The organism is Flavobacterium sp. UMI-01 (genome assembly GCF_019656315.1).
GTDB lineage: Bacteria > Bacteroidota > Bacteroidia > Flavobacteriales > Flavobacteriaceae > Flavobacterium.
In genome coordinates, this window is sequence record NZ_BPLU01000006.1 from 98,707 (window position 1) to 111,704 (window position 12,998).

Genomic DNA, 12,998 nt, shown 5'->3' on the forward strand with positions numbered 1-12,998 from the left:
CAATTGTTTTAATTAGTACATTAATTACGTAAATTTAACGAAAATATTTTGGTTTCCAATGTAAACTAGCGATTTAAAATTATCGTAACTATTCTATTTATCAAATGATTAACAAACGACTATTGATAAAAAACCTACTAGCGCACAATGACGAGTGTAGTTTTTACGACAAAAAAAGACAGCTTAATTTACACACCAAAGAAGGGAAAGCAAAATTCCTTAAACACATTTGCGCCCTTTCCAATTCTAATCCTGCTAACAACTCTTATATCGTAGTAGGGGTTGAAGACCAAGAGAATGAAATCATTGGTGACGACTTTTTTGACGATAGTCGCATTCAAAATTTAGTCAATGCGTATCTCGAAAACGCTCCTAAAATTCAATACGAAAATGTGCCATTCCCCAACCTCCCCAAAGACAAAGTGATTGGACTGGTAACCATCAAACCAAAAAAAAATGTTTCTTATTTTAAAAAAGGAATCCACACCATTCCTGCCAATAGTGTTTTTATTAGAGTAGGTAGCAACACCATGCCTACAGAAGAAAAAGTGGAACGAAATTTCCAAAACACCGAAACGGTTATTGGTATCGAAAACCAATCCAGAAACAACATCCAGCATACTCTAGATGGCGTGATTGACTTTATGAATTACCGACACAAAGACATGTCTCCTAAATATAAAGTTTTCAAAGAATTGTTTGTAATTTGCTGGGCTGGAATTCCCAAAGTTATTCGGAATGTGACCTACTTATCCCGTGTGGACATCGAATTAATTAACGAACAAATCAAATTATTTTATTCGGCTCAAGATGTTGTCACCATTACCTATGACGAGCATTCGTTCACTATTATTGAATATATTCCGTTAGGACTAAATGATCAAACGAGTTTTTATCCTTTGGAACAACAAAAAATTATTTTTTTTGAAAACGGCTATTATAAAATTGAAAGTGAAATGCTTTTTCAACCCCCTGAATTCAACAAAAAAATGCTTTATCACATTTATAACTCTAACAGCTCACTACTGCGTAAATTAGAGAAAAAAATTGCATTGACTACCCGTGAACAAAAAGATTTAGAAAACTTACCTTCGACTTTTATGATTTGTTACCTCAACGGTTTTGAGGATGCTAAACAACGATTAATTGACGCCAAATTACTATTGAAACCTTTTCCGAAAATATATTTGTCTTTCAAGGAAGCACTGCGTGTCTTACGCAAAATGAAATATGACGTGAAGTAAGCGTTCTGTAAACTTTTAATTTGTATAAATTAAAAACCCAACTTCAAACAAGAATTAAATAAAACTAGCTCATCACCAAAAAAAATACTAGTTTTTAGTAGGCTTGGTAAAAAGATACGATAGATATCCCAAAAGTATCAGCATCAATACTAATCCCATGGTGTTTTCAGAAGTATAGTTCTCATATTTTTGTACGGGATAAAAAAGGACACTCGTGAGCATCAGTACGAGATAAAGACTGGTAAGTAAACTAATAAATAAAGCTATTTTTTTCATTTTTTGATTTTAAACTTGGCAAAGAGTATTTTTTGAACACCTGCTAAACAAAAGGCGGAAAGTAAATTTCCGCCTCATGCAACTTATTTAGTAACTGTAGTAGTTGTAGGTGTGTAAAGACCAAACGTTATTACGTTTATCAAACCATTTACAAATGTTTGTCTTGTAAACACAGTATAATCTTTTGCACCTGCAGCCATCGCTTTAGAATCAGAAACACCTACTGGAGCTAAACCTCCAATTACATAGTGATTCCATTGGGTAACTTTTGAATTTCCTTGTGCGCCATTCCCAACAACGCTAGTATAAGAAAAGCAAGAAGTTAACAAAACTGAAGCCGCGAATGCTACAGAAAACATTTTAAATAATCTTTTCATTTTTTTTGATTTTAAATTAGTATAGTGTTACTCGCTTTGAGTCGATTTAAGATGAGGATTAATTTATTTTTAACCTTAATCCTTCAAAAGTTGTGGCATTAAACCCAATTAATCCGTATGCTGTTTCTTTGCTTTTAATTGTTTTTCCAAGTATCGCATATTTCATCAGATCGGTTTTAAATTTTGAATTTGCCTTAGCAGCTATCATTAGATTACCCCCAGCTATTCCAGGCCCTAAGAATAACCCAATAGGAAAAGAACTATTTTCTACCTCTTGCCCATATTGATTGGTGGTATAGGTATAAAATTTCATAGGAGTTAATAACAAGTATAACAAATGGGACGCAGGACTCTGTTTAAGGGTTCTAAATAAATACGTATCATCATGCAAATAAATTTCGTTCCCGCTATCATAAGTCAATTTAATATCTTCACCAAAAACTAAATCCCTATTCGAATTATTTGTGATTTTGATGGCTACTAATTTGATATTGTTTTTCTTTTCTTTTCTAAAGTATTTTTTATCGAGCAAACCATATTTATAGGAAAAAACCACCTCATTAGTAGCATTCACCGAATTATAATTTAATTTTTCGGGTTGGATGTTTTTATACCCTGATGCACAACTAGTTAAAACAAGAGCAATTGCTAAAAGTGTAATTTTTATCTTCATATATTTTAATTGGGTTATCTTTTAAAATGAATCACCCATAAAAAGCACATTCTCTTTTAAAATTTTGCGTAAAAGTACTCCGTAGTACATAACCAAACAATCACCAAAACTGGGTATATTTCAACCTAAAAATCAACTAGTACTAACACCCAGGAATGCCAATTTTTCTATTTTTTTAAAAAAAGAACACAAAAAAGTTTTGAACATCACAGTTTTTGCTATTTTTATAAAAAGTCCCAATTACAACTTTTGATATAAAGAATACATTACACCCATGAGAACATTAGTCATAGGAGATATCCATGGCGGATTACGCGCCTTACATCAAGTCATAGAACGAGCTCAAGTAACCCCAAACGATACTTTAATCTTTTTAGGAGATTATGTCGATGGGTGGAGTCAATCCCCACAAGTGATTGATTATTTAATCGAATTACGTGCTACAAACAACTGCATTTTCATCAGAGGAAATCACGATGAATTATTACTGCATTGGTTAAAAGATGCAAAAGACAACGAATTATGGTACCAACATGGAGGTGAAGCTACCGTTCTGGCTTACGAAGAAGTGGACAAAGTACGCAAACTACTCCATATTGATTTCCTTTTATCGTTAGATGATTATTATTTGGATGAAAAAAACCGACTCTTTGTACATGCCGGTTTTACCAATATGAATGGAGTAAAATACGAATATTTTTCAAAACTATTTTACTGGGACAGAACCCTTTGGGAAACCGCTTTATCCATTGACCCCGCTATCAAACCTAATGACTTGCTTTACCCAAAACGACTGACATTATATGACGAAATATATATAGGTCATACTCCTGTAACCCGCATCAATACAACCGTACCGGTACAAAAAGCCTGTATATGGAATATCGACACAGGTGCTGCTTTCAAAGGTCCGTTGACTATTATGGATGTGGATACTAAAGAATTTTGGCAAAGCGAACCTTTGAACCAATTATATGTAGGTGAAAAAGGGAGAAATTAGAATTATTAACTAGATTTGTAGTATAGTATTTAACTAATAGAATAAAGATGAAAAAGATTTTTACATTATTGCTAGTATCAAGCACTTTGTTTATTCACGCACAAGCATTTAAAGGTAAAGGAGACACCAAATTTGATTTAGGAGCCAACATTCAAGATGGCGGTTCTGGGATTCGGTTGTCCACAGATTTTGGTCTTGGCGAAAACATGTCTTTCGGCTTTGTTTCCTCTTATTTACTCTCCGTAAATAGAAACAGCGCTGGGGAAAAACCTAATTTTGAAGATCGCTTTGATGCTAAAATCCGATTCAATGCTAATATTGGAAATGTAATGAATTTAGATTCAAAGTGGGATGTTTATCCAGGATTGGATATCAGCCTAAAAAACTTTGGAGGACACCTAGGCGCACGTTATTTTTTCTCTGAAGGCTTTGGAGTATTTAGCGAAATTGGGTTTCCTATTGCTAAATACGACCCTACCACCTATGGATTTCAAAATTTAAACAACCAATTTGTGTTCAACATTGGCGCTTCGTTTAATTTGTAAAAAATACTTTTGTTACTTATCAAAGGCAATTGAGACGATTTTCAATTGCCTTTTTTTATGGTTAATCCAAATCAAACTTAATTCCTTGTGCCAAAGGCAAACTCGTACTGTAATTAATCGTATTGGTTTGGCGTCGCATATAGACTTTCCAAGCATCGGAACCTGATTCTCTACCGCCGCCCGTTTCTTTTTCGCCACCAAAAGCCCCACCAATTTCAGCGCCTGAAGTCCCGATATTAACATTGGCAATCCCGCAATCTGACCCCTGCGCCGATAGGAATAACTCGGCTTCACGTAAATTATTAGTCATAATCGCTGAGGATAATCCTTGGGCAACCCCATTTTGCAAAGCAATGGCGTTTTCAACAGTTCCTGAATATTGAATTAAATACAAAATAGGGGCAAAAGTTTCGCATTGTACAATTTCAAAATCATTTTTGACTTCAGCGATGGCTGGTTTTACATAACAACCGCTTTCATAGCCTTCACCAGATAATACGCCTCCAGGCACAATCAGTTTTCCTCCCTGAGCAACAATTTTTTCTAAAGCACGTTCGTATTGAGCTACCGCATATTTATCAATAATAGGACCTACGTGATTTTTTTCATCCAAGGGATTGCCGATTCGCAATTGCTGGTAAGCGGCAACCAAATTGTTTTTGACTTTATCGTACACACTTTCGTGAACAATCAAACGACGTGTCGATGTACAGCGTTGTCCTGCGGTTCCCACCGCGCCAAAAACCGCCCCGATGATAGTCATCTTGATATCGGCATCAGGGGTAACGATAATGGCATTGTTGCCACCTAATTCCAATAACGATTTTCCTAATCTAGCAGCCACCGTTTGCGATACAATTTTTCCCATTCGGGTAGAACCAGTAGCAGAAATCAGCGGAATTCGGATATCTTTGGACAACATTTCTCCTACTGTATAATCGCCATTTATCAAACACGAAATGCCTTCTGGCAAATGGTTTTCTTTTAAAACAGAGGCTATAATATTTTGACAAGCTATTCCACAAAGCGGTGTTTTTTCGGAAGGTTTCCACACACATACATCCCCGCAAATCCAAGCCAATGCCGTATTCCAAGCCCAAACAGCCACCGGAAAATTAAAAGCAGAAATAATCCCCACAATTCCCAGCGGATGGTATTGTTCGTACATGCGATGACTAGGTCGTTCCGAGTGCATCGTTAAGCCATGCAGTTGACGAGAAAGTCCCACAGCAAAATCACAAATGTCAATCATTTCTTGAACTTCACCATAACCCTCTTGGAGCGACTTCCCCATTTCGTAAGATACTAATTTGCCTAAGGCTTCTTTGTTTTGACGTAATTTGTCTCCAAATTGCCTTACAATTTCCCCTCGTTTAGGAGCTGGAATTTGACGAAAGATTTTGAATGCTTCCGTAGCTGTTTGAATTACTTTTTCATAATCTTCGGCTGAGGTGGTGGTTACGCTAGCAATCAATTGTCCGTCAACAGGGGAGTAACTTTCGATAATAGCTCCACTAGAAAAGGCATTATTCCCCGTAGAAGTTCCTAAATTGATTTCCTTAATTCCTAATTGAGTTAAGGCTTGTTGAATTCCGAATTTATATGATGTCATATTAGAAGTAGTTTTAGTTTGATTTATTTTGGCATATATTATCAAAGATAGATATAAAATAAATATTAGGCTTTATTGAAGTTTATCGTAAATACTTTTTATTTTTTATAGAAAAAACATTATATTGTTTAAGTTTGTTGATTAGAAAAATAAAATTATGAGCTTAAAAATAATATTAGAAAAATTAGACCTTCTTGATAAAGAGGGACTATTTTATTTCTCTGATATTGAATCTAATAGATTAATTAATTTCACTCACAGAGTTAAGCAGTCTATTTTAAAAATAACTCCAGATGCATTTTTCTGCATCAATAATGAACCTTTAATTTTATTTTTTGAGAATCCAGAAAATTTAGAATCATTACAAAAGCAAGTTTGGAATTTCAATCAATCTCCAGCTATTATTATCAAACAAAACAATCAATGGATTGTAAAAAATGGGTTTAAATTACTTGAAGGAAATAAAGATTTAGAAACTTTAGCTGATTCAAATGATATTTTGGATTTTGAATATTTTAAAATTATCACTGGGGAAACTTGGGAAAAGTATAAGTCAAAATTTGAAAATAAAAACAGGGTAGATTATTTTTTATTAAAGAATATTGAAGATGCCAGAAATATACTCACTTCTCCATTACTAGGGAAATTACAATCCAAAATCGCAAACTCTTTAATAGGTCGAGTTATTTTTATTAGATATTTGATAGACCGAAAAGTTGAGCTTAAAAAGTATAAAATTTTAAAAAAAGAGGATTTTTATAATCTTCTTTCAGAAAAGGATAAAGCATACAGTTTTTTCAAGCAAGTTAGAAATGACTTTAATGGAAATTTATTTCCTTTAGAATATAAAATAGATGACAAACTAATTCAGGAAGAGGATTTTGTAGATAATTATCATTTAGAATTAATTATTAGTTTACTTAAAGGCGATAATTTAAAAAATGATGTTACTCAGGTGTCATTATTTGATATATATGATTTTTCTATTATTCCAATTGAGTTTATTAGTAATGTATATGAAAAATTTATAGGTACCGAAAATCAAGCAAAACAAGGAGCGTATTACACGCCTCTGTTTTTAGTAGATTATATTCAAAAACAAACAATTTCAAAATATTTCCAGCATAATCCTACTGAATATAATTGTAAAGTTTTGGATCCTGCTTGTGGTTCAGGAATTTTTTTGGTTGAAAGTTTAAGACAAATTATTGCACAATACCAAAAACTTAATCCTGAATTTCAGATTGATGAATCTTATGAGAATTACAAAAACACTTTAAAAACATTACTACAAGATAATATTTTTGGTGTTGACAAAGATGAAAATGCCATAAGCGTAGCTATTTTTTCTCTTTACATAACTTTATTGGATTACTTAACACCAAAAAGTATTGTTGGTTTTAAATTTCCAATTTTAATAAACTCTAATTTTTTTGCAGATGATTTTTTTAATAAAAACGGAGATTATAACGATGCTTTTAGCAGCAAACATTTTCAGTTTATATTGGGAAATCCGCCTTGGGCAACCAAACACGATAAAGAAAAGCAATTATTTGAAAAGTACATTGAGAATAGAAAAATTGTAGAAAAAAGTGATTTAGAAATCGAAAATAGAGAAATTGCAGAAGCATTCCTTGTTAGAGTTTCTGATTTTAATTTTGAACAATGTGCTTTCATCGTTACTAGTAAAATACTATATAAAATAAGTAGAAAGAAAGAAAAGAAAGGAGTTTTTAGAAAATACTTTTTAAGTAAATTTAAAATCAGTCAAGTGTTTGAATTGTCTTCAGTAAGACATCAAGTGTTCGATAAATCTAATGACATTGCAGTTGCTCCTGCAACTATCCTATTTTACAGTAAATCTGACAACATCAGAGAAAACAGAAGGAATATTATAACTCATATTTCTTTAAAACCAAATCTATTCTTTGAAACCTTTAAATTAATTGTTATTGAAAAGTATGATTACAAAGAGTTACTACAAAGCTATTTTATTGATGAAGATTGGATTTGGAAAACGTTAGTTTATGGAAATATTTTAGATTATTATTTTATAAAAAGATTAAAAAATGACTATAAAAACATTGGAAACAAAATAAATGATCCTGAAAAATATCTTGTTGGTCAAGGTGTTATGGAAGGAGGAGGAGATGAGAATGATTTTTCTGAATTTATAGGTTACAAATATATTAACACTAATAAAAAAGATGTAAAACAGTTTTATGTCCAATATTCTGATATTTGGTCGAATCCAATTGTTCATAGAGATAGAAATCCTAAACTATTTGATAATAATGTTTTGCTAATAACCGAAGGTATATCTAATAGATTTAGAGCTGTTAGCGGAATATCTTACGAAAAAGCTGTTTTCAAAAGCTCTTTAACTGGGGTTAAATCAATTTCAGAGGATGGAATAGATGTATTAAAGTCAATTGCCGCAGTATTAAATTCTTGTTTTTTTTCTTATTTTATTTTGAAAACTGGTTCATCTATTGGAATAGAAAGGGAACAAACTCACGATGAAGAAAAATGGGAAGTACCCTATGTTTCAAGTGAAAAACTTGTAAAACAAGTTAACAAAGTTGAAGAGATTTCTAGAAAACTTTTTGCAAATCTTATGCAAGATAATTTTTTAAAGAGTGAATTAGAAAATGAAAAAATAAAAATTGAGGAAGAACTTTATAATTTGTTTGAACTTTCAAAACAAGAAGAAAATTTAATAAACTACACCAATTATATTACTATTCCATTACTCAAAGGTAAAGACCTTGAAAGAAAAAAAGTAATCAGTAAAATAGCTTACAAAGGAAGCATACTGGAAGATTATGCACAAGTATTTATAAGTCATTTTGAAAATAGATTTAATTCTGATAATAAATATTTTGAAGTAGAGATATTGTATTCTAATCATACTATATTGATGAAATTTAAAGTTATACCTGAAAATTCAAAAGAAAAGAACAAAATCCTTTGGAAAAAAGAAGGAGATAAAGAACTACTGAAAAATATTTCAAATTTAAGTTTTGAGAATTTAAGTCATAATTTATTTATGCAAAAAGATGTAAAAGGATTTGAGGAAGATTTCTTTTATATCGCAAAACCAAACCAATTTAAGTCTTGGCATCCTGCAATGGCATATTTAGATTTATCCGAATTTATAGACGCATTACACAATTCAAAATCGAATAGTAATGAGTAGTAAATTAAAAGCATCAAACTTTAAATTCCAAGACTTTTATCAGGATAAAACATTTGAGTTTATATTAACTCAAATATACACTTGCTATACTAAGATGCTTAATGATTATCCTTCGATTGAGAATAACGAAAACATTATTAGAAACGGACTTTATAAAAAATATTTAGAAAACAATCAAATTAGGGACGAATTAAAATTAACTCCTTATTTATTTGATACTGAAATTGAGTTATTCAATGATGATGATACCGTCATAGGTAGAACAGATATTAAAGTATATAATGCAATTGAAAGGACTAAAAACACAGATTGCTATTATATAATTGAATGTAAAAGAATTGATGGCTCAAATACATTAAATAAAAAATATATCGAAAATGGAATTAATAGATATATCAAAAATGAAAAATACCCATCTTTTAAAAATGTTAATGGGATGATAGGTTTTGTTGTTAATCCTATTGACATTGAACAAAACACTAATTATTTTACCGATTTGAAACCCTACCAATTTATTAATAATTTCAAGTATACATATATTTCAAATCACATCACAACAAATTCAAAGAATCTTACACTTTATCATTTGATGTTAGATTTTTCTATGAAAATTATTATTTGATTTTTAGGCCCTGACAGAAACAAAATCCTTGTGTTAGACGCATTTTTATGATACTCCAGACAATTTAGAGATAACAAGAAGAGTTAATCGTAATTAAAAATCAAACAAATCTCGGATCCGTTTCCATTACGGTACCGCAATGATCACATGTTCTTAGTTTTTCGGAACCATAAAAATACCTGAAATGTTCTAGGAAGTCTTTTTCTATATCCTGTAATTCAAAATGAACTTCGTACAATTTGTGATTGCAATTATCGCAATGCCAAAGCAAACCATCTTTGAGTCCAAGCCCTTTGCGTTTGCGTTCAATAACCAATCCTATGGAACCTTCAGAGCGCACTGGTGAATGTGGAACTCCAGCGGGATGCAAATACATATCGCCTTCGTTCAACACCATTTCTTTGCGCTGTCCGTCTTCTTGAATAATAACTTTAATAGTCCCTTCTAATTGGTAAAACAGTTCTTCGGTTTCATTATAATGGTAGTCTTTACGGGCATTGGGTCCTGCCACAATCATCACGATGTAATCACCTGATTCTTTGTATAGATTGCGATTTCCTACTGGAGGTTTTAACAAATGACGGTTTTCGTCAATCCATTTATGAAGGTTAAAAGGAGGTGCTATAGCCATTTTTTTTAATTTTTTCTTGAATGAGCTAAGATACTGATTTTACCGCTAGGGCACAAAATCGCTATGGTATTCTCATCAAAATTCATTCTTTTTTAATTAAATAGATATAGACAGGAAAGTGGTCACTGAAACCCACTTCTGTAGCCGAGTGCCGTTTGGGGTAACCTTTGTAAGGTCCTGAGTTTTGAATTAAAAATGAGGGATTGTAGATGCCTGCTTTCCAAAATTGAAATTGCGAATAATCATTTTGAATTAAGGATTGTGTCATCAAAATTTGGTCAAAAATACTCCAACTGTCTCTATGTGCGATGGTGCCTAATCCTTTGTTGGCCATTTCTTCAAAAGGATTGTAAATGCCTTGTGGTGGAACCTCTTGTTTTTTGGATTGTGCTTGTAGCATTTTTTTGATACTAGTATCAAAAGGATTGTCATTCAAATCACCTAGAGTGATAATTTTTGCATTGGGGTTGAGGCGCTGTAACGAATCAATTATTTTTTTGTTCAATGCGCCAGCAGCTTCTCGTAAGGGATTGGATTTTTTTTCGCCTCCAGAACGGGAAGGCCAGTGGTTCACAATCAGATGAATTTCTTGATTTTCTAGAAACCCCGTCACCAAAAGTTGGTCTCGTGTATAAATCCGATTGTTTGTCGATAACGTATCTGAGGACTTCTTTTTGACAAATTTCGTTTGGCTTTGATTGTTTTCATAAAGCGCTAGCGGTATGTTGACATAAGACGTAGGTTTAAAATATTTTTTTTGATACAATAAAGCGACATCAATTCCTCTTTTATCTGGAGAGTCATAGTGTATAATGCCGTAATCTTTGTCACCAATCAAGGATTGTTGAACTAAATCTTCGAGCACCATTCTGTTTTCAATTTCAGAACAGCCAATTACTACAGGAGCATTGGGGTTTTCTGGAGTTCCTATTTGAGCAATGACACGAGCTAAATTTTGTAATTTTTGATGGTACTTTTTAGTGTTCCAATGCTGGGTTCCCTCAGGTGTCCATTCGTCATCACGTGTATTTGGATCATTGATGGTATCAAATAAATTCTCAAAATTATAGAAAGCAACAGTATGGATTTTGTATTTTTTAGGCTGGGCATACAGCCCAATTAACATACAGCAAAACCAAAAACAAAGCGTACAATATTTTTTCATTAGGTATGATTTTGACATAAAAGTACGAATTTACCCCTTATCCTAAACCTTGATTTAAATTAAATAATAGTATCTTTGTTTAATTGATTTCATAAAAAAAATCACTTCATTCCCCTAATGAACACCCCGTATGCATACACTATCTTTTTGGCATTTCAACTCATTTGTTTCAAGATATAAAGGCCTACTTTTATTTTTTTTATTCAGTAGTTTCAATTTACAAGCTCAAAAAATTATGATTACACCTCCTTATTTGCAAAAAGGCGATACAGTAGCTATCGTATCTACAGCCCGAAAAAACACTGTCGATAATTTGAAACCCACACTCGATTTATTACATAGTTGGGGTCTCGAAGCGGTAATAGGAAAAACCATTGGACTCGAAGAAAATCAATTAGCAGGAACCGATGAAGAACGTGCTGCCGATTTTCAAGAACAAATGGACAATCCCAACATCAAAGCCATTTGGTGTGTACGTGGAGGTTATGGCACGGTAAGAATCATTGATTTGTTGGACTTTACCAAATTCAAAGAACATCCTAAATGGATCATTGGATTTAGTGACGTAACGGTTTTACACAACCATCTGAACACGATGGGTTATAAGTCAATCCATGCCGTTATGCCTATAAGTGTCCCAAAAGCCAGCAAAACCGCAATAGAAAGTCTTAAAACCGCAATCACAGGCGGACAATTAAATTATCAAATCCCAGCACATCCTATGAACCGATTAGGAAAAGCATCAGGTGAACTTGTTGGAGGTAATCTATCCATCCTATACAGCTTATTTGGCTCTCCATCAGCTATTGATTGTAGCGATAAAATTCTTTTTATAGAAGATTTAGACGAATATTTGTACCACATAGACCGTATGATGCTGAATTTGAAACGCAATGGATGTCTCGAAAGCATCAAGGGCATTCTGGTAGGAGCAATGAGTGATATGAAAGATAATACTATCCCTTGGGGGAAAAATGCACTTCAAATTATTGATGATGTCACGAAGCAATACCAAATTCCAATCATTTTTAATTTCCCTGCTGGGCACATTCAAGACAACCGTGCTTTAATTTTAGGAAACACCATTTCCATGGAAGTGAACGAAAGTAAAAGCAGTGTGCTTTTTGATTAATTATTGAGTCCAAAAATCACCTAGTAGTTTTACTTATTTTTTAATCTTCTTATATCCTTTTTTTCGCCATGGCTGCACACAATGAATTAGGAAAATTAGGTGAAGAAATGGCGGTAAATTTTCTAAAAGAAAACGGATATGTCATTTTAGACCGAAATTGGCGTTATTTGAAAGCCGAAATCGATATAGTTTGTCAACTAAATAACACTCTTGTTGTTGTCGAAGTCAAAACACGGTCGTCTATAGAAATTGGTTTACCAATTGACGCAATCAATTCAAAGAAAATCCGACTACTTACAAGGGCTGTAGACGAATACGTATGCGCAAAAAATCTCGATATGGAAGTTCGTTTTGATGTAATTTCCATCCATAAAGAGAAGAATTCCTTTGTAATAGAACACCTTACAGACGCTTTTTATTATTTTTAGGTTAATTTTTTACGTGTTATATTTGTAACAAATTGTTTTTTATATATCTTTGCATCAGTTTTTAAAACATGTGATAAAAAAACAACGGTTAAAA

Annotated in this window: 13 protein-coding genes; 7 read left to right on the top strand and 6 right to left on the bottom strand. The window is 32.6% G+C overall.

Going from position 1 to position 12,998, the window contains the following annotated elements; all coding sequences use genetic code 11:
• Positions 1–104: 104 nt before the first annotated feature.
• Entirely contained in the window at positions 105–1,244 is a 1,140-nt protein-coding gene (locus K5R64_RS02780; protein ID WP_220760649.1) for an ATP-binding protein, read from the top strand.
• Between the two features lie 87 nt (positions 1,245–1,331).
• Here K5R64_RS02780 and K5R64_RS02785 read toward each other — a convergent pair whose 3' ends face one another.
• The 3 genes from K5R64_RS02785 to K5R64_RS02795 all read right to left on the bottom strand — a co-directional run bounded on the left by K5R64_RS02785 (position 1,332) and on the right by K5R64_RS02795 (position 2,570).
• Positions 1,332–1,520: a hypothetical protein gene (locus K5R64_RS02785; RefSeq protein WP_220760652.1), complete on the bottom strand. Its 189-nt coding sequence runs from the start codon at positions 1,518–1,520 to the stop codon at positions 1,332–1,334.
• Between the two features lie 83 nt (positions 1,521–1,603).
• Positions 1,604–1,897: a Bor family protein gene (locus K5R64_RS02790; RefSeq protein ID WP_255580278.1), complete on the bottom strand. Its 294-nt coding sequence runs from the start codon at positions 1,895–1,897 to the stop codon at positions 1,604–1,606.
• Between the two features lie 58 nt (positions 1,898–1,955).
• On the bottom strand, positions 1,956–2,570 hold the full coding sequence (locus K5R64_RS02795; protein ID WP_220760654.1) for a hypothetical protein: 615 nt from the start codon (positions 2,568–2,570) through the stop codon (positions 1,956–1,958).
• A 274-nt stretch (positions 2,571–2,844) separates the two neighbouring features.
• Between K5R64_RS02795 and K5R64_RS02800 the strand changes: the two genes are divergently transcribed.
• Both K5R64_RS02800 and K5R64_RS02805 read left to right on the top strand, forming a co-directional pair.
• Positions 2,845–3,570 (top strand): metallophosphoesterase family protein, encoded by a 726-nt coding sequence (locus tag K5R64_RS02800; protein ID WP_220760656.1) that lies wholly within the window; start codon positions 2,845–2,847, stop codon positions 3,568–3,570.
• A 47-nt stretch (positions 3,571–3,617) separates the two neighbouring features.
• The gene (locus K5R64_RS02805; protein ID WP_220760658.1) at positions 3,618–4,115 is read left to right on the top strand and encodes a DUF6646 family protein; all 498 of its coding nucleotides are present in this window, start codon (positions 3,618–3,620) and stop codon (positions 4,113–4,115) included.
• A 61-nt stretch (positions 4,116–4,176) separates the two neighbouring features.
• Here K5R64_RS02805 and K5R64_RS02810 read toward each other — a convergent pair whose 3' ends face one another.
• Complete coding sequence (locus K5R64_RS02810; protein ID WP_220760660.1) at positions 4,177–5,727, bottom strand: aldehyde dehydrogenase family protein; 1,551 nt, start codon at positions 5,725–5,727, stop codon at positions 4,177–4,179.
• 157 nt (positions 5,728–5,884) lie between these two features.
• Between K5R64_RS02810 and K5R64_RS02815 the strand changes: the two genes are divergently transcribed.
• Together K5R64_RS02815 and K5R64_RS02820 are read left to right on the top strand one after the other, a co-directional pair.
• The gene (locus K5R64_RS02815; protein WP_220760662.1) at positions 5,885–8,926 is read left to right on the top strand and encodes an N-6 DNA methylase; all 3,042 of its coding nucleotides are present in this window, start codon (positions 5,885–5,887) and stop codon (positions 8,924–8,926) included.
• On the top strand, positions 8,919–9,548 hold the full coding sequence (locus K5R64_RS02820) for a hypothetical protein (protein WP_220760664.1): 630 nt from the start codon (positions 8,919–8,921) through the stop codon (positions 9,546–9,548). Before K5R64_RS02815 ends, K5R64_RS02820 begins: the two co-directional genes overlap by 8 nt.
• Before the next feature lie 100 nt (positions 9,549–9,648).
• Here K5R64_RS02820 and K5R64_RS02825 read toward each other — a convergent pair whose 3' ends face one another.
• Entirely contained in the window at positions 9,649–10,179 is a 531-nt protein-coding gene (locus K5R64_RS02825; RefSeq protein WP_220760666.1) for a 3-hydroxyanthranilate 3,4-dioxygenase, read from the bottom strand.
• A gap of 82 nt (positions 10,180–10,261) precedes the next feature.
• Positions 10,262–11,344: an endonuclease/exonuclease/phosphatase family protein gene (locus K5R64_RS02830; protein ID WP_220760668.1), complete on the bottom strand. Its 1,083-nt coding sequence runs from the start codon at positions 11,342–11,344 to the stop codon at positions 10,262–10,264.
• Positions 11,345–11,579: 235 nt separating this feature from the next.
• Between K5R64_RS02830 and K5R64_RS02835 the strand changes: the two genes are divergently transcribed.
• Both K5R64_RS02835 and K5R64_RS02840 read left to right on the top strand, forming a co-directional pair.
• Positions 11,580–12,476 (top strand): LD-carboxypeptidase, encoded by an 897-nt coding sequence (locus tag K5R64_RS02835; RefSeq protein ID WP_220760671.1) that lies wholly within the window; start codon positions 11,580–11,582, stop codon positions 12,474–12,476.
• Between the two features lie 68 nt (positions 12,477–12,544).
• Complete coding sequence (locus K5R64_RS02840; RefSeq protein ID WP_220760673.1) at positions 12,545–12,904, top strand: YraN family protein; 360 nt, start codon at positions 12,545–12,547, stop codon at positions 12,902–12,904.
• The last annotated feature ends 94 nt before the right edge of the window (positions 12,905–12,998 follow it).